The 21,516-nt window shown below is 40.6% G+C and carries 19 protein-coding genes; 4 read left to right on the top strand and 15 right to left on the bottom strand.

Annotated elements, in window-relative coordinates; genetic code table 11:
• Positions 1–9: 9 nt before the first annotated feature.
• From sucD to sdhC, 8 genes are all read right to left on the bottom strand, one after another.
• Positions 10–882 (bottom strand): succinate--CoA ligase subunit alpha, encoded by an 873-nt coding sequence (gene sucD, locus AABI99_RS01220; RefSeq protein ID WP_338362760.1) that lies wholly within the window; start codon positions 880–882, stop codon positions 10–12.
• Positions 882–2,048, bottom strand: coding sequence for an ADP-forming succinate--CoA ligase subunit beta (gene sucC, locus AABI99_RS01215; RefSeq protein ID WP_338362759.1), 1,167 nt, complete (start codon positions 2,046–2,048; stop codon positions 882–884). Before sucC ends, sucD begins: the two co-directional genes overlap by 1 nt.
• Before the next feature lie 177 nt (positions 2,049–2,225).
• Complete coding sequence (gene odhB, locus AABI99_RS01210; RefSeq protein ID WP_338362758.1) at positions 2,226–3,749, bottom strand: 2-oxoglutarate dehydrogenase complex dihydrolipoyllysine-residue succinyltransferase; 1,524 nt, start codon at positions 3,747–3,749, stop codon at positions 2,226–2,228.
• Between the two features lie 3 nt (positions 3,750–3,752).
• Complete coding sequence (sucA, locus tag AABI99_RS01205) at positions 3,753–6,572, bottom strand: 2-oxoglutarate dehydrogenase E1 component (protein WP_338362756.1); 2,820 nt, start codon at positions 6,570–6,572, stop codon at positions 3,753–3,755.
• 89 nt (positions 6,573–6,661) lie between these two features.
• Positions 6,662–7,378, bottom strand: a complete 717-nt coding sequence (locus AABI99_RS01200; RefSeq protein ID WP_338362755.1) for a succinate dehydrogenase iron-sulfur subunit — start codon at positions 7,376–7,378, stop codon at positions 6,662–6,664.
• Positions 7,379–7,388: 10 nt separating this feature from the next.
• Positions 7,389–9,161, bottom strand: coding sequence for a succinate dehydrogenase flavoprotein subunit (gene sdhA, locus AABI99_RS01195; RefSeq protein ID WP_338362754.1), 1,773 nt, complete (start codon positions 9,159–9,161; stop codon positions 7,389–7,391).
• Complete coding sequence (gene sdhD, locus AABI99_RS01190; RefSeq protein ID WP_004586684.1) at positions 9,162–9,509, bottom strand: succinate dehydrogenase, hydrophobic membrane anchor protein; 348 nt, start codon at positions 9,507–9,509, stop codon at positions 9,162–9,164.
• On the bottom strand, positions 9,500–9,877 hold the full coding sequence (gene sdhC / locus AABI99_RS01185) for a succinate dehydrogenase, cytochrome b556 subunit (protein WP_338362747.1): 378 nt from the start codon (positions 9,875–9,877) through the stop codon (positions 9,500–9,502). The genes sdhD and sdhC overlap by 10 nt, the downstream gene beginning before the upstream one ends.
• A 425-nt stretch (positions 9,878–10,302) precedes the next feature.
• Here sdhC and AABI99_RS01180 point away from each other — a divergent pair, with 425 nt between their 5' ends.
• From AABI99_RS01180 to AABI99_RS01170, 3 genes are all read left to right on the top strand, one after another.
• Complete coding sequence (locus AABI99_RS01180; protein ID WP_338362745.1) at positions 10,303–11,589, top strand: citrate synthase; 1,287 nt, start codon at positions 10,303–10,305, stop codon at positions 11,587–11,589.
• 110 nt (positions 11,590–11,699) lie between these two features.
• Positions 11,700–12,926, top strand: coding sequence for a SufS family cysteine desulfurase (locus AABI99_RS01175; protein WP_338362744.1), 1,227 nt, complete (start codon positions 11,700–11,702; stop codon positions 12,924–12,926).
• Positions 12,927–12,939: 13 nt separating this feature from the next.
• A complete protein-coding gene (locus AABI99_RS01170; protein ID WP_338362742.1) occupies positions 12,940–13,356 on the top strand; it encodes a SufE family protein in 417 nt (138 codons plus the stop codon).
• 1 nt (position 13,357) lies between these two features.
• Here the strand turns inward: AABI99_RS01170 and tcdA are convergent, their stop codons facing one another.
• The 7 genes from tcdA to AABI99_RS01135 are packed head-to-tail and all read right to left on the bottom strand — an operon-like array spanning position 13,358 to position 20,819.
• The gene (gene tcdA, locus AABI99_RS01165; protein WP_338362741.1) at positions 13,358–14,161 is read right to left on the bottom strand and encodes a tRNA cyclic N6-threonylcarbamoyladenosine(37) synthase TcdA; all 804 of its coding nucleotides are present in this window, start codon (positions 14,159–14,161) and stop codon (positions 13,358–13,360) included.
• Positions 14,162–14,833, bottom strand: coding sequence for a TIGR01621 family pseudouridine synthase (locus tag AABI99_RS01160; RefSeq protein WP_338362740.1), 672 nt, complete (start codon positions 14,831–14,833; stop codon positions 14,162–14,164). It abuts the gene before it with no gap.
• 2 nt (positions 14,834–14,835) lie between these two features.
• Positions 14,836–15,597 carry a 3-deoxy-manno-octulosonate cytidylyltransferase gene (gene kdsB, locus AABI99_RS01155; RefSeq protein WP_338362738.1) on the bottom strand — a complete coding sequence of 254 codons (762 nt, stop codon included), beginning with the start codon at positions 15,595–15,597 and terminating at the stop codon, positions 14,836–14,838.
• Positions 15,585–15,782, bottom strand: coding sequence for a Trm112 family protein (locus AABI99_RS01150; RefSeq protein WP_286244455.1), 198 nt, complete (start codon positions 15,780–15,782; stop codon positions 15,585–15,587). Before AABI99_RS01150 ends, kdsB begins: the two co-directional genes overlap by 13 nt.
• Complete coding sequence (gene lpxK, locus AABI99_RS01145) at positions 15,772–16,752, bottom strand: tetraacyldisaccharide 4'-kinase (protein ID WP_338362736.1); 981 nt, start codon at positions 16,750–16,752, stop codon at positions 15,772–15,774. Before lpxK ends, AABI99_RS01150 begins: the two co-directional genes overlap by 11 nt.
• Positions 16,752–18,494: a lipid A export permease/ATP-binding protein MsbA gene (gene msbA / locus AABI99_RS01140; protein WP_338362735.1), complete on the bottom strand. Its 1,743-nt coding sequence runs from the start codon at positions 18,492–18,494 to the stop codon at positions 16,752–16,754. Before msbA ends, lpxK begins: the two co-directional genes overlap by 1 nt.
• 60 nt (positions 18,495–18,554) lie before the next feature.
• On the bottom strand, positions 18,555–20,819 hold the full coding sequence (locus AABI99_RS01135) for a DNA internalization-related competence protein ComEC/Rec2 (protein WP_338362734.1): 2,265 nt from the start codon (positions 20,817–20,819) through the stop codon (positions 18,555–18,557).
• On the opposite strand from AABI99_RS01135, the gene AABI99_RS01130 reads away from it, so the two are divergent.
• Positions 20,799–21,305 (top strand): DUF2062 domain-containing protein, encoded by a 507-nt coding sequence (locus AABI99_RS01130; protein ID WP_338362733.1) that lies wholly within the window; start codon positions 20,799–20,801, stop codon positions 21,303–21,305. The two genes, AABI99_RS01135 and AABI99_RS01130, sit on opposite strands and share 21 nt — an antisense overlap.
• Positions 21,306–21,516 lie beyond the last annotated feature (211 nt).

Genomic DNA, 21,516 nt, shown 5'->3' with positions numbered 1-21,516 from the left:
GCAAACTGATTACCAGCCTGTTTTCTCTTTAAGTGCTTTACCGATATCAGCAAGTGAACGTACAGTTTGTACGCCAGCCGCTTCTAATGCAGCAAATTTTTCATCAGCAGTACCTTTACCGCCTGCGATGATTGCGCCAGCGTGACCCATACGCTTACCTTCAGGTGCAGTTACACCCGCAATGTAAGAAACTACAGGCTTAGTTACGTTAGCTTTAATGTACTCTGCAGCTTCTTCTTCTGCAGTACCACCGATTTCACCAATCATCACGATTGCTTCAGTTTGTGGATCTTTTTCGAACATTTCTAAAACGTCGATAAAGTTAGTACCTGGGATTGGATCACCACCAATACCAACACACGTAGACTGACCAAAACCAGCGTCTGTAGTTTGTTTAACTGCTTCGTACGTTAAAGTACCAGAGCGAGAAACAATACCTACTTTACCAGGTTTGTGGATATGACCAGGCATGATACCAATCTTAGTCTCGCCCGGAGTAATAACACCTGGACAGTTAGGACCAATCATACGAACACCAGAGTTATCTAGCTTAACTTTAACGTCAACCATGTCTAGTGTTGGGATACCTTCAGTGATACAAACAATTAGCTCGATGCCAGCATCGATAGCTTCTAAGATTGCATCTTTACAGAAAGGTGCTGGTACGTAGATAACTGACGCTGTTGCACCTGTTGCTTCAACTGCATCACGTACAGTGTTGAATACTGGAAGACCAAGGTGCGTTTGACCGCCTTTACCTGGGCTTACACCACCAACCATTTGTGTACCGTACTCAAGCGCTTGCTCAGAGTGGAAAGTACCTTGACCACCAGTGAAACCTTGACAGATAACTTTTGTATCTTTATTGATTAATACAGACATTATTTGCCCTCCGCAGCAGCTACAACTTTCTCAGCAGCGTCTGTTAGTGATTCAGCAGCGATGATATCTAGACCAGAGTTCTTAAGAACGTCACGACCTAATTCAGCGTTAGTACCTTCTAAACGTACAACTACAGGCACGTTTACACCTACTTCTTTAACTGCGCCAATGATACCTTCAGCAATCATGTCACAACGTACGATACCACCAAAGATGTTAACTAAAACAGCTTTTACATTATCGTCAGAAAGGATGATTTTGAATGCTTCAGAAACACGCTCTTTAGTTGCGCCGCCGCCAACATCTAGGAAGTTAGCTGGCTTGCCGCCATGAAGGTTTACGATGTCCATAGTACCCATTGCAAGGCCTGCACCGTTAACCATACAACCAACGTTACCGTCTAGTGCAACGTAGTTAAGCTCGAAGCTTGCTGCGTGAGCTTCACGCGCATCTTCTTGAGATGGATCGTGCATATCACGGATCTTAGGCTGACGGTATAGTGCATTACCATCGATACCGATTTTGCCGTCAAGACAGTGAAGGTTACCTTCATCTGTAATTACTAGCGGGTTGATTTCAAGAAGTGCGAAATCAAAATCGTTGAACATGTTGCCAAGACCCATAAAGATCTTAACGAACTGTTTCATTTGTGTAGGATTAAGACCTAGTTTAAAGCCTAACTCACGTGCTTGGTAAGCTTGAGGGCCCACTAGTGGGTCAATCTCAGCTTTGTGGATAAGCTCTGGAGTTTCTTCAGCAACAGTTTCAATTTCAACACCGCCTTCAGTAGAGGCCATGAAAACAACTTTGCGTGATGCACGGTCAACAACTGCACCTAAGTACAATTCGTTAGCGATATCTGTACAGCTTTCTACTAAAATTTTAGCAACAGGCTGACCATTTTCGTCTGTTTGGTAAGTAACTAAGTTTTTACCTAACCAATTAGCAGCAAATTCTTTTACTTCGTCGATTGTTTTAACTAGCTTAACACCGCCAGCTTTACCACGGCCACCTGCGTGAACCTGTGTTTTAACAACCCACATATCGCCGCCAATTTTTTCAGCAGCTGCTGCAGCTTCTTCAGGGGTATCGCATGCGAAACCTTGAGAAACTGGTAAACCATATTCGGCAAAAAGTTGTTTTGCCTGATACTCATGCAAATTCATGATGCTTTATCCAATTTTTTATACTAAAAGAGCTGAATATTTATGCAAATAAACAGCTATCCCAAATTGCGCACCTAGTATAGATCCCAAGGCTTAACATGAAAACCCCAGTAAGACCAAAGGCGCAAAAAAAAAGCTGTGAATTGTCATTCACAGCTTATATTTCATACAACTAGATTAAATATCTAGTAATAAACGCGTTGGATCTTCAAGTAACTCTTTAATAGTCACTAAGAAACCAACCGACTCTTTACCATCGATTTGGCGGTGATCGTAAGACAGTGCCAAGTACATCATAGGTAGGATTTCAACTTTACCATTTACGGCCATAGGGCGCTCTTGGATTTTGTGCATACCTAAAATAGATGACTGAGGTAAGTTAATAATCGGTGTAGAAAGTAACGAACCAAATACACCACCATTAGTGATGGTAAAGTTACCGCCTGTCATATCGTCAAGGGTTAATTTACCGTCACGGCCTTTAAGCGCTAATTCACGGATACCTTTTTCGATTTCAGCAACAGATAGTTTGTCACAATCTTTCAGTACTGGTGTAACTAAACCACGTGGTGTAGATACAGCGATGCTGATATCAAAGTAATTGTGATAAACAATATCATCGCCATCAATTGATGCATTTACTTCAGGGAAACGCTTAAGTGCTTCAGTTACTGCTTTCACGTAGAAAGACATGAAACCTAGACGAATACCATGACGTTTTTCAAATACTTCTTGGTATTGTTTACGAAGGTCCATGATAGGTTTCATGTTTACTTCGTTGAACGTTGTTAACATTGCTGTTGAGTTTTTCGCTTCTAATAAACGATTAGCAATGGTTTTACGTAAGCGTGTCATTGGTACACGTTTTTGTGTACGGTCACCCATAGGTGCAGCAGGTGCTGATGTGTCTGCTTGCTTAGCTGCAGGAGCAGGTGCTTTCAAGAAAGTGTCAACGTCTTCTTTAGTTACACGGCCATTTTTACCTGTACCTTTGATCTTAGACGCATCAAGGCCTTTTTCAGCGATTAAACGACGTACAGACGGCGTTAATACATCTGAGCTATCGTTAGACTCACTTGCAGCCGGCGCTTCTTCTGCTTTAGATGCAGGTGCTGCTGGCGCGCCGCCCGCTTTTACGTTACCAATTACTTGTTCACCAAGTACAGTATCGCCTTCAGCGTTTAGTTGCTCGCCCATGATACCGTCTTCTTGAGCTACTACTTCAAGAACAACTTTATCAGTTTCAATATCTACCAAGTTTTGGTCGCGAGTTACCGCTTCACCTGGTTGTACATGCCATGTAGCAATTGTTGCGTCTGCAACTGATTCTGGAAGTACAGGTACTTTAATGTCCACTTCTTTACCTTCTGATGCTGGAGCTGATTGCGCCGCAGGCGCGTCTTCTGATTTTTCAGGTGCGGCTTGTTCTTTAGCCGGTTTACTATCACTTGCTGGTGCTGCATCAGCATCACCAAGTAAACCGATAACTTGGTCGCCAAGTACCGTTGCACCTTCTTCTTGCGATATTTCAGTAATAACACCATCATTTGGTGCTACAACTTCTAAAACTACTTTATCTGTTTCGATGTCTACTAAGTTTTGATCACGGCTAACCTTGTCGCCTACACTTACATGCCATGTAGCAACGGTAGCGTCTGCAACCGACTCAGGAAGAACAGGAACTTTAATCTCTGTGCTCATTGCTTATCCTTTATTTTGTATAGTAAGCGCGTCTGCAACGAGCGCTTGTTGTTCTTTAGTATGTACTGACATGTAACCACATGCTGGCGATGCTGACGCCTTACGACCTGCGTAAGTTAATTTAGCACCTTGTGGAATTGCATCAATAAAGTGATGTTGAGAACAATACCACGCCCCTTGATTTTGTGGTTCTTCTTGACACCAAACAAAATCAGTTACGTGTTGGTAACGCTCCATGATACTGTCCATTTCTGCATGCGGGAACGGGTAAAGTTGCTCTACACGTACAATAGCAATGTTGTCTTGCTCAAGCTTGCGACGCTCTTGTAATAGCTCGTAGTATACTTTACCACTACAAAATACCACGCGTTCTACTTTCTCTGGGTTAATATCATCGATTTCATCGATCATATTATGGAATACCCCTTCTGAAAGTTCCTCAAGTGAAGATACAGCAAGAGGATGACGTAGTAGAGATTTTGGTGTCATTACAATCAATGGACGACGCAGCGGTCTAACTGATTGACGACGTAACATAGCGTAAACTTGCGCTGGTGTAGAAGGAACACACACTTGCATATTGTGATCAGCACAAAGCTGTAAAAAACGTTCTAAACGCGCCGAACTATGCTCTGGGCCTTGCCCTTCATATCCATGCGGAAGCAAACATGTTAAGCCACATAAACGGCCCCACTTTTGCTCACCTGAACTTAAGAACTGGTCAAATACTACTTGTGCGCCATTTGCGAAGTCACCAAATTGCGCTTCCCAAAGAACTAATGAAGTAGGTTCAGCGGTGGCGTAACCGTATTCGAATGCAAGCACGGCTTCTTCTGATAATACCGAATCGTATACTTCAAAAGTGCCTTGTTCTTCACTTAAGTGCTGAAGTGGCAAATACGTCGAACCATCTGCCTGACTATGTACCACTGCATGACGGTGGAAAAAAGTACCACGGCCAGAGTCTTGTCCTGTTAAACGGATATCAGTACCTTCAGAGGCAATTGTTGCGTATGCTAATGTTTCTGCCATACCCCAATCGAGTGGTTTTTCACCACTTGCCATAAGTTTACGGTCATCGTAAATCTTTTTAACACGAGACTGTGCTTTATATTCTTCAGGGAACTGCGCAACTTGTTCGCCAAGTGCTTTTAGCTTGTCTACTGGTACGCTTGCGTCGTAGTCAACATTCCACTCGTGTCCTACATACTTCGCCCAATCAGACGAGTGTGAAGTTTCAGGCTGAATTTCTTCAACAACACAATTCCCGTCATCTAAGCCACTTCGGTACTCATCGGCAAGCGCTTTTACTTCACTTTCAGTAAAAGAGCCTTCAGACATTAATTGATCTGCGTAAATCAGGCGCGGCACAGCGTGCTTTTTGATTTTTTGGTACATAAGAGGCTGTGTTGCATTAGGCTCATCAGCTTCGTTATGGCCGTGACGGCGATAACATACTAAATCAATTACTACGTCACGTTTAAACTGGTTTCTAAAGTCAAGTGCAAGTTGTGTCACAAATGCAACGGCTTCAGGGTCATCAGAGTTAACATGGAAGATTGGTGACTGAACCATTTTAGCAATGTCAGTACAGTAATCTGTAGAACGCACGTCGTCTTGTTTTGACGTTGTAAAACCAACTTGGTTATTTACAACAATGCGGATACTACCACCACATGAGAAAGCATTTGTTTGTGACAAATTAAATGTTTCTTGTACAACACCTTGTCCCGTTATTGCTGAGTCACCGTGAATGGTAATAGGTAATGCTTTGCTACCTGAGGTATCACCTAAACGGTCTAAACGTGCTCTTACTGAGCCCATAACCACAGGATTAACGATTTCTAAGTGAGACGGGTTAAATGCAAGCGCCATATGAACATTGCCACCTTTGGTTGCAAAGTCAGACGAGTAACCCATGTGGTATTTAACATCACCAGAGCCTAACGTGTCATTGTGTTTACCAGCAAACTCATCGAATAACTCAGATGGATTTTTACCTAACACATTTACTAGTACGTTTAAGCGACCACGGTGCGCCATACCAATAACAGCTTCTTTTTGCCCGCTTTCGCCAGCACGGTGAATAAGTTCTTTAAGCATCGGTACTAATGCATCACCACCTTCGAGTGAGAAACGCTTTGCACCAGGGAACTTAGCACCTAAATATTTTTCAAGACCATCCGCTGCTGTTAACCCTTTAAGGATTCGCAATTTTTCTTCTTTTGAAAAAGTCGGTCGTGATTGAACAGACTCTAAACGTTGTTGTAACCAACGTTTTTCTTCTGTTGATGTGATGTGCATATACTCAGCACCTATAGAACCACAATATGTGGTTTTAAGTGCCTGGTATAGTTCACCTAAAGGCATAGTATCGCGGCCTACGGCAAACGATCCTACGTTAAATTCACGGTCAAAATCAGCTTCAGATAAGTCGTGGTATTCTAGCTCTAAATCTCGAACACGCTCTCGTTGCCAAATGCCTAGTGGGTCTAGGTTAGCATTTTGGTGTCCTCGAAAGCGGAAAGCATTAATAAGTTGTAGTACTTTAACCTGTTTAAGGTCACCGCCACTACCCTCTGCTACCACTACCTCTCTATGCTTGTTTTTAGCAAGCGCCGCAAATTGTGAACGAACTTCTGAATGCTTTACTTCAACATCCACACCATCTACTTTTGGTAATTGTTCGAACACTTCTCGCCATTCTTCTGGCACAGAAGTCGCATCATCTAAATACGCTTCATAAAGCTCTTCTACATAAGCAACGTTGCCGCCGTTTAAATGTGAAGATTCTAGCCATGCCTTCATCACACCTTCGTGCATTTATAAGCCCTTTTCTTTAGCGCAGAAATTAATAGTTGTCATAACAAGATGGCTAATAAAAATATTAGCCATCTTACCTTACTAAGTGATTAAACCGCGCGGTTTAATAACATAGATTTGATTTGTCCAATTGCTTTAGTCGGGTTAAGACCCTTAGGACAAACGCTAACACAGTTCATGATACTGTGGCAACGGAACACACTGAACGCATCGTCTAAGTCTGCTAAACGCTCTTCAGTTGCCGTGTCGCGGCTATCAGCCAAGAAACGGTAAGCATGAAGAAGGCCTGCTGGACCAATGAACTTGTCTGGATTCCACCAGAACGAAGGACACGATGTAGAACAACATGCACATAAAATACACTCATACAGCCCATCTAATTTATCACGATCTTCAATTGATTGAAGACGCTCGCCAGCAGCTGGCTGATCGTTAATTAAATAAGGCTTAACTTTTTCGTATTGAGTGTAGAACTGACTCATGTCAATAACAAGGTCACGTACCACAGGTAAACCTGGTAGAGGACGAATTACAATAGTACCCTTGCCACCTTTTTGTAGCGTAGATAACGGAGTAATACATGCCAAACCATTTTTACCATTCATGTTAACACCGTCAGATCCACACACGCCTTCACGACATGAGCGACGGAATGATAATGTTGGATCTTGCTCTTTCAATAATAAAAGTGCATCCAAAACCATCATGTCCTGACCTTCCTCTGTTTGCAAAGTGTATTCTTGCATACGAGGTGCGTTATCAACATCCGGATTGTAACGATAAACTGAAAATTGTACTTGTGCCATCGTCTCGCTCCTAGTAGGTACGTGCTTTAGGTGGGAACGCTTCACGCGTCTTAGGCGCGTAGTTAACTTCACGCTTGCTCATTTCATCCGTTACCGGATTGTAAACTGAGTGACATAGCCAGTTTTCGTCATCACGATCTGGGTAATCAAAGCGAGAATGTGCACCACGGCTTTCAGTACGGAAGTTTGCAGCTACTGCAGTTGAGTAGGCTGTTTCCATTAAGTTGTCCAGTTCAAGACATTCGATACGCTGCGTGTTGAAGTCTGATGACTTGTCATCAAGACGTGCGTGCTGCAGACGTTCGCGAATTTCTTTAAGCTCTTTAAGACCTGATGCCATAGACTCACCTTCACGGAAAACCGAGAAATTAAGTTGCATACATTGCTGTAGGTCTTTTTTGATTTGTACTGGATCTTCACCTTGACCCGCCGTTGAATTTTCCCAACGGTTAAAGCGTGCAAGAGATGCATCGATATCAGAGTCTGATGGTGCTTTGGTTATTTCTACTTCGTTCAAGTATTTACCAAGGAAGTTACCTGCTGCACGACCAAATACAACTAAGTCCAGTAATGAGTTACCGCCTAAGCGGTTTGCACCGTGTACAGATACACACGCAATTTCACCTACTGCAAATAAGCCTTCAACTACTTTTTCGTTGCCGTTTGCATCGATTTGTAGCGCTTGACCATTTACGTTTGTAGGTACACCACCCATCATGTAGTGACAAGTTGGGATAACTGGAATTGGCTCTTTGGCTGGGTCAACGTGAGCAAATGTTTTCGCAAGATCACATACACCTGGTAGGCGTAGATTAAGTGTCTCTTCACCTAAGTGGTCAAGTTTTAGCTTAATGTGTGGACCCCATGGACCATCACAGCCACGGCCTTCACGGATTTCGGTCATCATTGAGCGTGCAACAACGTCACGAGACGCTAAGTCTTTAGCGTTTGGTGCATAACGCTCCATGAAACGTTCGCCATCTTTATTTAAAAGATAACCACCTTCACCACGACAACCCTCTGTTACCAATGTACCCGCGCCTGCAATACCCGTTGGGTGAAATTGCCACATTTCCATATCTTGCATAGCAACGCCTGCACGGGCTGCCATACCAACACCGTCACCTGTATTAATGTGAGCGTTGGTTGTTGATGCGAAAATACGACCGGCACCGCCAGTTGCAAGTACAACCGCTTTTGATTTGAAGAAAGTGATTTCACCTGTTTCAATTTCAATTGCTGTACAACCTACTACATCACCATTGTCGTTTTTAACTAAATCTAATGCATACCATTCGGAAAACACATTAGTTTGGTTTTTAACGTTTTGTTGATATAAAAGGTGTAATAATGCGTGACCAGTACGGTCAGCAGCTGCTGCGGTACGTGCAGCTTGTTCACCACCAAAGTTTTTCGATTGACCACCGAAAGGACGTTGGTATACACGGCCATTTTCAAAACGAGAAAATGGTAGACCCATGTTTTCTAATTCAGTAATAGCTTCTGGGCCAGTTTGACACATGTATTCAATAGCGTCTTGGTCACCGATAAAATCGGAACCTTTAACGGTATCGTACATATGCCATTCCCAGTTATCTTCGTGCGAATTACCTAGCGCTACTGTAATACCGCCTTGAGCAGATACAGTGTGTGAGCGCGTTGGAAATACTTTAGAGATTAATGCACACGTTTTGCCAGACTCAGTAATGGCAAGGGCGGCACGCATACCAGCACCACCAGCACCAATTACAACGGCATCAAATTCACGAACAGAATATTTCACTTAAACACCCCATAAAACGATTAGACCAATAGCTACGTAAGCAACGGCCATCAGGTTTAATACAAAGCCTAAAACAGCGCGTAGCTTAGCGTTTTTAACGTAGTCTGTTAAAACCTGCCAAAGGCCAATGCGGGTATGAACCATCATGCACACAAGGGTAATAAGTGTAAAACCCTTCATGGCAAGATTAGAGAATAGGCCTGTCCAGGCTTCGAAAGTGACTTCTGGCGTTGCTAAAAAATAGCCGATAATAAAAATCGCGTATGCGGTGATTACTAGTGCCGTGGTGCGTAAAGATACAAAATCTTGTACACCATCACGTTTAAGAGTTGCTTGATTTAAGACCATATCCACACCCCTGCCAGTACGGCAAATACAACGCCAAGTGCCATTGCAATTTTAGCGCTAAGGTTACCTGATTCAAGTTCTTCCCAGTGGCCCATATCCATAATGATGTGACGGATACCACCAATAAGGTGATAACCCAATACAGAAAGTGTGCCCCAAGCTATGAATTTGGCAATGAGTCCGCTAAACAGACCCTTGACGAATTCAAAACTTTCAGCTGAAGAAAGAGACTCAGACCAAGCCCAAATGACAAACGTTAAAGCAAAAAATAATGCAACACCGGTGACGCGGTGAAAAATTGATGCTTTAGCCGTTGCCGGCATAGATATAGTTGTTAGATCTAGATTTACAGGTCTTTGCTTTTTCACAGTTACTTGCCCATCTTGCTCACATTGGAGCTCATCTACTTGTTTTTCTAAAAACCCACCAAAATTTCTGGTGGAACTATCAAAGTAAACGTGTCAATACAGCAAAAGTTCACAAATCTGCAAAAATTACGCTGTAAAAATATGTTTACCTAAATACAAAGCGGTTTAAAACCTCCGATAGTATATATACCCAGAGGTTGTTTTACAATTCTTGTTTAGTTAGAGACGTTTGCGAATTAGCCGATAGTATAATATTTAATTCATACCGAATATTTATTATACATATATGCATAATGTTTATAAAAATTGACTTTAGCCCCCTCTTTCACGTTAAAATGTGAAAATGTGCTTAAAACAAGATTTCAGAACTTTAAAAATCTAAAAATCTAAAAATCAGAATAGATATCTTAATAGGAGATACATAGATGGCGGATAAAAAAGCCACAGTCCAAATTGATGGGCTAGATCCAATCGAACTTCCAATTTATCAAGGCACTGCTGGCCAAGATGTGATTGACGTACGTACGTTAGGTTCACATGGTCACTTTACTTATGACCCAGGTTTCATGTCGACTGGTTCTTGTGAATCTGCAATCACCTACATAGACGGTGGTAAAGGTGTTTTGCTACACCGTGGTTACCCAATTGAGCAATTAGCAGAAGACTCAAACTACATTGAGCTATGTTACTTACTTTTGAACGGCGAATTGCCAAGCAAAGAGCAATACGACGCGTTTGCTAAAGAAATCACGCATAACACTATGCTTGACCAAAAAATCGCCAACTTTTTCCAAGGTTTCCGTTTCGACGCTCACCCAATGGCAATGTTATGTGGCGTTGTAGGTGCATTATCTTCTTTCTACCATGAAGATCTTGATATTACTGATGCAAGCCAGCGTAAAACAAGCGCAATTAAACTTGTTGCTAAATTACCAACTATTGCAGCTATGGCTTACAAAACCAACATTGGTCAACCGTTTGTTTACCCCCGCAACGACTTAAGCTACTCAGAAAACTTCTTAAACATGATGTTCTCTGTACCGGCTGAAGAATACAAAGTTAACCCTGTAATAGCTAAAGCGATGGATAAAATCTTCATGCTTCATGCTGATCATGAGCAAAACGCATCAACGTCAACAGTACGTTTAGCAGGCTCTTCAGGCGCTAACCCTTACGCGTGTATTGCAGCTGGTATCGCTTCTCTTTGGGGGCCTGCACACGGCGGCGCTAACGAAGCATGTTTAAACATGCTAGAAGAAATTGGCTCTGTAGATCGTATCGATGAATACGTAGCAAAAGCTAAAGATAAGTCTGATCCGTTCCGTCTTATGGGCTTTGGTCACCGAGTTTACAAAAACTTCGATCCACGCGCTACAGTTATGCGTCAAACGTGTCACGAAGTACTTGCGGAGCTTAACATCCAAGATCCACTTCTAGATATTGCTATGAAGCTTGAGCAAATTGCTCTAGAGGATCCGTACTTTGTAGAGAAGAAACTTTACCCTAACGTAGACTTCTACTCAGGTATTATCTTAAAAGCGATTGGTATTCCAACAAGCATGTTCACTGTGATCTTTGCAATGGCACGTACTGTTGGTTGGATCTCTCACTGGGATGAAATGCTATCTCAACCAGGTCATAAGATCAGCCGTCCTCGCCAAATGTATACTGGCTACACTCAACGTGACTACGTATCAACTGACAAGCGATAAGTTTAGTTAGTTTAAAAAGGCCGCTTTTGCGGCCTTTTTTGTATGCTTCGCTTGTCAATTTTATGAAACCAATTACAATCCTTGCCTAAATCTATAGATGTTGAATAGCCATGACTGCTCAAGAGTTTGATATAACAAAAATTCGTAATGACTTCCCGACTTTAAAACAAACCTTCAATGGCAACCCTTTAGTTTATTTAGACTCAGGTGCAACGTCGCAAAAACCTCAAGCTGTTATCGATGCTACTACGACTTTTTACAAGCTCAATAATGCAAACGTGCACAGAGGCCGTCATACTTTAAGTGAGCGGGCTACAGAGCAATATGAATCAGTTAGAGAAAAAACGGCTAATTATTTTAGCGTAAATGCAAAAGAAATCGTGTGGACAAAAGGCGCAACTGAAGCACTCAATTTACTTGCTTACGGCTTGCAAAACCAAGTTAGCCAACAAGATACAGTATTAATAACACCACTTGAGCACCACGCCAATATAGTACCTTGGCAAGTTTTAACACAAAACACTGGCGCTACCCTGTCCTCACTGCCTCTTGAAGAGGATGCAACTTTTAATATAAACCGCTGCATAGACGTTATTAAAAACACCAAAGCAAAGCTTCTGTGTATTAGCCAAGCTTCTAATGCACTGGGTAATATCACTGATTTATCCCCTCTAATAACTGCGGCTAAATCAGTTGGTACTATCGTGATCGTCGATGGTGCGCAAGGGGCTATGCATTTACGTCCTAATTTGATGCAGCTTGGATGTGATTTTTATGTATTCTCAGCCCATAAAATGCTCGGCCCAACCGGTGTTGGTGGTTTATATGGTCGCTATGAGTTACTCAATACGCTTACTCCTTATCAAACGGGCGGTGAGATGATTGAAACAGTAACACTTGAGGTGAGTACTTACAGAAACGCCCCCGCTAAATTTGAAACCGGCACGCCAAATATTGCCGGTGTCATTGGCTTTAGTGCCGCAATTGATTATTTAACTGGATTAGATTTTGAGCAGTTAAAATGTCATGAGCAGGCCGTTTTTAATTATGCAGCTATGCGGTTAAGTAAAATAGACGGTATTACACTTTACAGCGACTTAAAAAATAATATTGGCACACTGAGTTTTAACTATAAAAATGAACATCCTTATGATTTGGCAACTTTGCTTGACGGATTTGGTATTGCAGTACGAAGCGGGCACCATTGTACGCAGCCATTAATGCAGCATTTAGGGGTTAAAGGGACTGTTAGAGTAAGTTTTGCATTTTATAACAACCATCAAGATGTTGATAGTTTCATCAATGCCTTGCAAGAAACGATTGAATTATTAGACTAATTTAGGATAACTCATGACAAATACGTTTAATAACGTAATAAAACCTATACAACAGGCGCAATCTTGGCAGCAAAAATATCGCGAAATTATGCTATTGGGTAAAACATTGCCTGCTTTAGCAGATGTACTTAAAACAGATGACGCACTTGTACCCGGTTGTGAAAGCAAAGTGTGGATGTTTATGGAATTCGACGACAGCGAAAATCGTTTAGTGGTTATTGGTGACTCGGATACACGCATTGTTAAAGGCTTATTAGCGATAATTTTAGCGCTTTATAATGGCTTAACTCCTGAAGAAGTGATGGATATTAATGCGTATGATGAGTTTGATAAATTGGGGTTGATTAACCACCTAAGTGCGTCACGCGGAAACGGTATAAAAGCCATGGTCGAAGCAATTCAAACCATGGCAGCTAACAAGCTCAATTAAATTATTGAGCTTGTTGCATACGCTGTTTTTTGTCTAAATATTTACGCACAGCTTTAGCAGCGACGAAAAAGCCAAAACTACCTGTGATCATCGTCACCGAGCCAAAGCCATTATTACAGTCCATATTCATTGTACCATCAGCATTTTGTTTAGCATGACACACACTGCCGTCACTACCTGGATAAACTAATTGCTCAGTGGAGTACACACAATCAATATTAAATTTACGTTTAGGATTATTACTAAAATTGTATTGCTTTCGTAAAATATAACGTACTTTTGCAAGTAGTGGGTCTTGCGTGGTTTTAGCCACATCACCAAAGGTTATTTGGCTAGGATCAGTTTGGCCGCCCGCACCACCAGTAGTAATAATAGGTATTTTGTTTCGTTTACAATGAGCTATGAGCGCCGCTTTTTCTTTCACTGCATCAATGCAGTCGATAACATAATCAAATCCCTGAATATGCTCACGAATATTATCTAACGTAATAAAATCATCTATCACAGTTACATCACATTCGGGGTTTATCAGCTCACAACGGGCTTTCATTGCATCCACTTTAGCTTGGCCAATACTGCCGCTAAGTGCATGAATTTGCCTATTTATATTTGTTGCGCAAATATCATCTAAATCAATTAGCGTGATTTTACCCACGCCTGTACGTGCTAAAGCCTCGGCAGTCCAGCTGCCCACGCCACCAATACCAACAACACAAAAGTGTGCTTGTTGTAGCCAATTAAATTGTTGATTGCCATATAATCGCTTAATACCGCCAAAGCGGATATCAGTTACATTTTCACTCATTTACCAATCCAGTTGCCATGGCATTTGCCATGCTTGAAATTCTTGCTGATTTTTTAATTGCTGGTATTCATCGCCATCATTAGGAAATAAACAACAATTTACTTGTTCACCCTGCCACACAAAGCTTAACGCATAGGCATGTAAGTATGTACGTACCGCATTACTGCCACTATAAAGAGAGTCACCTAATATTGGTGCACCTAAACTTTTTAATGCCACACGCAGTTGGTGTGTTTTGCCCGAATAGGGTTTTAAAATATACGCTCTAAATCCTGGCTTATAGCTAAAAGAATAAAAACGGGTAATTGCTGGGTTTTGCATGGTCGGTAAAAGCTTAAACATGCCTCTTCGGGACTTAGTCATATCCCCTTTTATCCAGCCTTGTTTTTTTTTGGGTTTAGTATCGCTTATTGCTAAGTAATACTTGTTAATGGCGTGCTCAGTAAAAAGAGCTGTAAATTTAGCAGCCGATGCCTTATTACGAGCTAGAATAATAAGGCCTGATGTAACTTTATCAAGACGGTGAACAGCATATAATTTTTCTTCGGTTTGCTGCTCAGCCAATACAACAAAACCAGCACCGTCTTCAGAATGAAAATTAAGCCCTGCGGGCTTTTCAAAAATATAAAAGTCGGCGTGGCTCATCACAATTTTTAAATTGTTATTACTCATACCTAAGCAAGATTGCCTTTTATATAAGCAATAACCTTTGCTAAATCTTCTGGGGTGTCTACACCTGCATGAGGTGTCACTTTTGCTTGCTCAATCTTAATCGCATAACCGTGGTATAAAACACGTAGTTGCTCTAATGATTCAAGCACCTCAAGCGGAGATACACTCAGTTCAATATACTGTTTAATAAACCCTGCGCGATACGCGTAAATCCCAACATGACGCTGAAATGGTGCTAATTCTAATGCTGCGTTTTCACTCATCATCGCATTCCGATCAAACGGAATGCTTGCGCGTGAAAAATACAATGCATTTTTATTTATATCACTCACTACTTTAACCGCATTAGGGTTAAAAACCTCAGCCTGATCTTCTACAGGTACGCTTAGCGTTGCCATAGGTGCTGTAGAATCATTTAAAAGTGCTGCAACTTGACTTACATTTTCACTGGCAAGTAACGGTTCGTCACCTTGAACATTAACAATAATCGTATCTTTATCAAGCGCGAGTAAATCAACAACTTCAGCTAAACGTTCAGTGCCCGATTGATGGTCTTCTCGGGTCATCACTACATCATGTGTAAACTGTTTAACGGCATCAAAAACTTTTTGATGATCGGTTGCAATAACCACTTTGCTAGCACCCGATGCACATGCTTTTTCATAAACATGCTGTATCATAGGTTTACCGCATATATCGGCCAATGGTTTTCCAGGTAAACGAGTTGATGCGTAACGAGCTGGAATAATAACTACGAATTCCACTTATCAACCTCTTCTTGAGATAATTCGCGTGCCTCATTTTCTAAAAGTACAGGTATATCGTCGCGTATAGGGTATGCAAGCTTAGCTGCAGTACTGATAAGTTCTGCATTTTCTTTATCAAAACGAAGCTTTCCTTTACACACAGGACAAGCAATTATTTCAAGTAATTTTGTATCAAAGGCCATTGAGGATCCCTTTTTGTTTTAATAATAAATCTAATTTATGTACTACAGCATCTGTCGGTTTTGCGTTAACGGGCAAGTAGTACCAGTTATCTTTTGCAAAGTCTTTACATTTTACTGCATCTTTTTCAGTCATGAGTACATTGTCGTTGTTAAACTTTTTGAAATCATCTGGGCCGTAAGCATAATGATCTCTAAAATGATGCGTTGAAATCAGCTTTACATTTAACGTGTTAAGTGAACGTTCAAATCGCTGCGGGTTACCAATAGCGCTTATTGCATGACCTTGCGTAATTTTTTCACTCACTGTGGCGTTATTTGCTACGTGTTTGAGTGAGCTTGTTTGTAATGCATAACTAAGAGGCGCCTCGCCCCCATTCTCAATCACTAAATCAACGCTATTTAATCTATTTGCCGTTTCACGTAATGGCCCTGCGGGCATAACAAAGCCATTACCAAATCGTCTTTGACTATCAACAATACAGCACTCAATATCACGCGCCATTTTATAATGTTGCATGCCATCATCTGAAATGATCACATCCACACAAAATTGCTCTTCTAATAATGTAATATTGGCTTTTCTATCAGGTCCAACGACAAGCGGGCACTTTAAACGATTAAATAAAAGTATTGGCTCATCACCGGCTTGCGCACTTGTTACTCCGCGCTCAACCACCAGCGGGTAACTGCTGGCTTTACCACCATAGCCACGGCTAATAATGCCGACTTTTAGTCCTTGCTCAGACAAATATTCGTATAGCCATAACACAAATGGGGTTTTACCATTTCCACCGACACTTATATTGCCCACAACAATCACGTTAGCTTTTGCTTTAAATGACCTGAGTATACGCAACTGGTATAGCCATTTTCTAATTGTTGCAATTAACCAAAATAATCCAGCGAGAGGAAGTAACAACAGCGTGATTAAACTAAATGGCCTATACCAGCTTTGCTCTATTTTACTCACTAGCTCTCACCAAACTGCATTTTACACAAGGCTGAATACGTACCATCTTTGGCAAGTAAAGTGTGGTGATCGCCACTTTCAATCACGCGCCCACCATCAATGACGTATATTTTATCGCTGTTTTCAATTGTTGATAACCGATGCGCAATCACAATAGAGGTTTTGTCTTGCATTAACGTATCAAGCGCGTGTTGAATTAGCTTTTCTGACTCTGTGTCTAAGGCCGATGTTGCTTCATCTAAAATTAAAATAGGCGCATCTTTTAAAATTGCCCGTGCAATTGCGATTCGTTGGCGCTGCCCCCCCGAGAGCATCACACCATTTTCACCAACCATAGTATTGAGTTGCTCAGGTAAGTCTTTAACAAACTCCCATACGTGCGCTTGTTTAACCACCTCGTCTAATTGTTGAGGCGTTATTTCGCGGGTCAGGCCATAACAAATATTGTTAGCAATAGTGTCATTAAATAACACCACTTGCTGAGACACTAAGGCAAACTGACGGCGTAAATCTGCAAGTTTATAGTCCTTAAGCGCTACGCCATCTAATAAAATTTCACTGGGTGCTTCTAAGTCATAATAACGGGGTAATAAATTAGAAATAGTCGATTTACCCGAACCAGAGCGCCCTACAAGCGCGATGCTTTCACCCGCTTTTATACTAAGCGATAAATCATTTAAAACCGCTTCATCTTTCGTAGGGTATTTAAAGGTCACGTTTTTAACCTCTATTTCCCCCTTCACTTTATCTACGCTGTAAGTGCCTTTGTCTTTTTCAATTTCTTCATCTAAAACTAAAAAAATACTTTGCGCTGCAGATATACCGCGCTGCAAATCACTATTTACGTTTGCTAATTGCTTTAACGGTCTTAGCAACATCATCATAGAAGAAATAAGCACCACAAAATCGCCAGAGCTTATTGTATCGATCATTGATGGCATAGATACCACCCACAATATTACCGCCATTGCACTTGCTGCAAGCACTTGAATAACCGACACACTCAGCGCTTTAGTGGCATCCATTTTAATCCGCTGCTGACGGTTGTGATTATTAATTTTTGCAAACTGATCGATTTCTTGTTTTTGGCCACCAAAACCATGAATAACTTTATGCCCGCTTAGCATTTGTTCAGAGCTACGAGTTACCTGCCCCATTGCAGATTGAATATTTTTTGAAATGTGACGAAAACGTTTAGATACAAACGTTACAATGATAGCGACAAGCGGAATGATCACTAAAAAAATTAGTGAAAGCTTCCAACTGGTGTAAAACATAACGCCCAACAAAAACATTACAAAAGCGCCCTCACGAACAACGATTAATAACGCTTTAGTAATTGCTTGCTGTACTTGCTCTGTATCAAAAGTGATTTTAGAAATTAAATCGCCTGTTGAGTTTTTATCATGAAAAGTTACTGGCAAATGTAAAATATGCTCAAATAACTGTTGACGTAACGAGCGAACAACTTGCGAACCGACATAACTTAAGCAGTACGACGACATAAAATTAAACAAGCCCCGCCCTATTACAAGTGCTACAACTACATAAGGTGCATAGGTTAGGACTTCGTTATTGCGTTGATTTAAGCCTTCATCAATAAAAGGTTTCATCAGTTGAATAAACAAAGCATCCATACCTGAGTAGCCAATCATTCCAATAATAGCGACGAAGGCAACGCTTTTATATTCACCAACGTAAGAAAGCAGCCGTTTATAAATTTGTGTAGTACTTTGACTCATATTACTCTCGTTATACAATTACAATATGTATTGTATCCTTCAAACCATTAAAACTAAACGTCAATCTGCTATAAACCAATAACTTTCGTGTTCTCTTGCTGTTGTCACTTCAAAATGATCTTCATACACACTCACTGTGATTTGCCCATCTCGAGCTGTTATATATTGTTTTGCATTTATATCATCGTAACGCGCGATAACCTTATCGCTTGGAAACTGCCACTGCCCTTTATGAGCCGTTGAGTGGATAACCGTATGTGGATTTACATGTTTTATAAACGCCTTGCTCGAAGATGTGTCACTGCCATGATGAGGACTTAAAACAATATCGGCGTGCAGCGAATGAGCAGTAATAAGACGCAGCTCTCGTGCTTTTGAAATATCACCCGTTAATAACACAGACAGTTGCGCTGATTTGATCAAAACAACACACGAATCATCATTTTCATTATTAAATTCGTTACTGACAAAACTACGTATGTGCAAACCATAAAAATTATACTCTGTAGAGACACAAGGCATTTCCATGCCATTTGGATGAAAGCGCTTAAAGGTGTTGGTAAATCCTGCCTTTTTAAAAAAAGTTGCTCCGCCGGCATGATCGTTATCTTGATGACTTATTATTGCATCACTAACCGTTAAATTATGAATATCTAAATAGGGAAGTAGCACACTGTGTGCGCGACTATATCGGTTAAAATAGCTGGGTCCAAAATCGTAAATAATGGCTTGTTCATCCTTTTCAAGTAAGGTCATTAACCCATGCCCTACGTCAAACACATGAAACTGCCAAATGGGCTTTTGTACACTTATATGATCAATAAAAACGATAGATACAGGGATTAAAACTAAGCGTTTAAAAGGACAATAATAAAGAATTAAAATGACTAAATAAGCACACAACACATACAGCATCGGCGGTTTGGCGACATCTAACCACCTGTAATGCCATGGGATCGCTTCCATATATTTGAATAAAGTAAATAACACATTATCAAACAACAAAATAATGGGTGTTAAATCAACTATTACACTTACTAGCGTGAATAATAACAAAACTGGCATGATAACTACGCTTAATAACGGTATTGCTATCAAATTAATCACCAAACCAATAATACTTACACCATTAAAATAAATTAAAGTGATAGGGAGCAAACCAATAAATAAAGCCAATTGTATGGTGCACAGCGCTTTTATAACGCTGAGCCAACTGTATTTAGTTTTTGCTCGGTGCTGTATAACTAGATAAATAACGGCAACCGCAGTAAAAGAAAAATACAAGCCAGGATTTAAAACGTTAAACGGGTTTATTATTAATACAGCAACTAAAGCATACAAGATACTACGCCACCTCAGTGGCTGATTAGCTGTAAAATAAAGGCACAATAGATAACTTAACATAATTAATGCGCGGGTCGCAGAGAGTAAAAAGTCACTCAAATAAACATAAATTAACGCAGCTAACCAACCTACAAAACTATATAAAATAGTTAAGTTTATTGATTGCACAACATTAAGTTTAAAAATAACGACACTGTACTTAGTCAGTATGTAAGCGAAGCTGAATATCAGCCCTATATGTAACCCAGAAATAGCTAACAGATGGCTGAGCCCTAAACTTTGCATTGTCTGCTTATTTTCATACGACATTAGTGATTTATCGCCACTTAGCAAGGCATAATAAAGCCAATTTAGCGTCGTATTTTGGTAGGTTCGTTTTAAATACGTTCTATATTTGTTTATAAATGAAGGTGAAGCCGTATTAGTGAATTGAAGCTCCTTATTTAGCACTTTACCTTTAAATAATATGCGTTGCATAAATGCATGCAGATTACTATCAAACACGTCATTATTTTTTATTGCTCTAAAATTTTTCAGTGTAATGTGAGCCTCAAAGATATCTCCCTGCTGTATTACTTGAGAAGAGTCGACACTTAACATGGCTTTTGGCGCTTTAAATTTATGTATATTATCCCCATTAAGTTTTAATATTGTCGCTTTTATATACTGAGGCTGCTTTGCAGAGATAACCTCATCAACATGCACTTTTGCGGCGAGTGCATAATTATTTTCGCCTGTAGGTAATGGATAGCTATAAAACAGGTAAAAGTGCGCAATAATGCAGCAAATAGCTAAAATAAACCCTAACAAAACATTTAAAAACGGCTTAAAATAGGCGCTCGCAATAAGGATAGATATTGTGATAACTGTAAATTCATGGGTTTGATAATAAAATACGGTTGAAACACAACTAATTACAAACCCAAGACTAATCCACACTGAAGTAAATGGTTGCTTGAAATGCCTAAGAAAACGATCCAACGATTTTTACCTGATCCTAATAAAATTAGGCATCACAAAACGCTTAGAATATTTGGCCGCCTATTACAAGATGCTAACCTCTGGCATTTAAACAGACGCTCAGCAAGAGGGGCATTTGCAGTTGGGTTATTTTTTGCGTTCATACCAGTTCCTTTTCAAATGGTTTTAGCCGCTGCCGCTGCGATTGTATTTAGAGTCAATCTACCTATTTCAGTTGCATTAGTGTGGTTAACCAACCCGCTGACTATGCCGCCAATATTTTACGGCTCCTACCTTGTTGGTACACTGGTACTAAACCAGCCTGAGCAGCATTTCTCTTTTGAACCAAGCTGGGCATGGTTTATAGAAAGCCTTTCTACAATAGGGCCTGCTTTTTTAATTGGTTCATTAGTGTGTGCGTCAATCGCCTCTTTAATCGCTTATTTTAGTATAGATATTATTTGGCGCCGCTCTGTGCGTAAAGCGTGGTTGGCACGTAATCAGTAAAAACAACCCTTTTAATGAAGAGATCTATTTTGCATATAGAAAAAGGTGTTGATAGCTCAGTAAAAAATCCGCTACTTAATTGTTTTTTAATACTGATAGCGACACTTTAAACCCTCAAAATGACTAAATAGCTTCGCAGGTTGATATAAATACCAGTATTAAATTATAGACGAAAAAAAACCAACTTTTATAAGTTGGTTTTTATCAAAAT

Origin of the sequence: uncultured Pseudoalteromonas sp., from assembly GCF_963922945.1 — a bacterium.
In the GTDB taxonomy this organism is placed as follows: Bacteria; Pseudomonadota; Gammaproteobacteria; order Enterobacterales; family Alteromonadaceae; genus Pseudoalteromonas.
The sequence above is the reverse complement of the archived record's forward strand: the minus strand, read 5'-3'. Positions and strand labels throughout refer to the sequence as shown.

Excerpts from the sequence above, each read along its gene's own strand:
- AABI99_RS01160 (WP_338362740.1), bottom strand. The coding sequence starts at position 14,833 with ATGAGTAATAACAATTTAAAAATTGTGATGAGCCACGCCGACTTTTAT.
- sucD (WP_338362760.1), bottom strand. The coding sequence starts at position 882 with ATGTCTGTATTAATCAATAAAGATACAAAAGTTATCTGTCAAGGTTTC.
- sdhD (WP_004586684.1), bottom strand. The coding sequence starts at position 9,509 with ATGGTCTTAAATCAAGCAACTCTTAAACGTGATGGTGTACAAGATTTT.
- odhB (WP_338362758.1), bottom strand. The coding sequence starts at position 3,749 with ATGAGCACAGAGATTAAAGTTCCTGTTCTTCCTGAGTCGGTTGCAGAC.
- sucA (WP_338362756.1), bottom strand. The coding sequence starts at position 6,572 with ATGCACGAAGGTGTGATGAAGGCATGGCTAGAATCTTCACATTTAAAC.
- AABI99_RS01150 (WP_286244455.1), bottom strand. The coding sequence starts at position 15,782 with ATGGCCTTTGATACAAAATTACTTGAAATAATTGCTTGTCCTGTGTGT.
- AABI99_RS01130 (WP_338362733.1), top strand. The coding sequence starts at position 20,799 with ATGCCTAAGAAAACGATCCAACGATTTTTACCTGATCCTAATAAAATT.
- tcdA (WP_338362741.1), bottom strand. The coding sequence starts at position 14,161 with ATGAGTGAAAATGTAACTGATATCCGCTTTGGCGGTATTAAGCGATTA.
- msbA (WP_338362735.1), bottom strand. The coding sequence starts at position 18,494 with ATGAGTCAAAGTACTACACAAATTTATAAACGGCTGCTTTCTTACGTT.
- sucC (WP_338362759.1), bottom strand. The coding sequence starts at position 2,048 with ATGAATTTGCATGAGTATCAGGCAAAACAACTTTTTGCCGAATATGGT.
- AABI99_RS01180 (WP_338362745.1), top strand. The coding sequence starts at position 10,303 with ATGGCGGATAAAAAAGCCACAGTCCAAATTGATGGGCTAGATCCAATC.
- AABI99_RS01170 (WP_338362742.1), top strand. The coding sequence starts at position 12,940 with ATGACAAATACGTTTAATAACGTAATAAAACCTATACAACAGGCGCAA.
- AABI99_RS01175 (WP_338362744.1), top strand. The coding sequence starts at position 11,700 with ATGACTGCTCAAGAGTTTGATATAACAAAAATTCGTAATGACTTCCCG.
- AABI99_RS01200 (WP_338362755.1), bottom strand. The coding sequence starts at position 7,378 with ATGGCACAAGTACAATTTTCAGTTTATCGTTACAATCCGGATGTTGAT.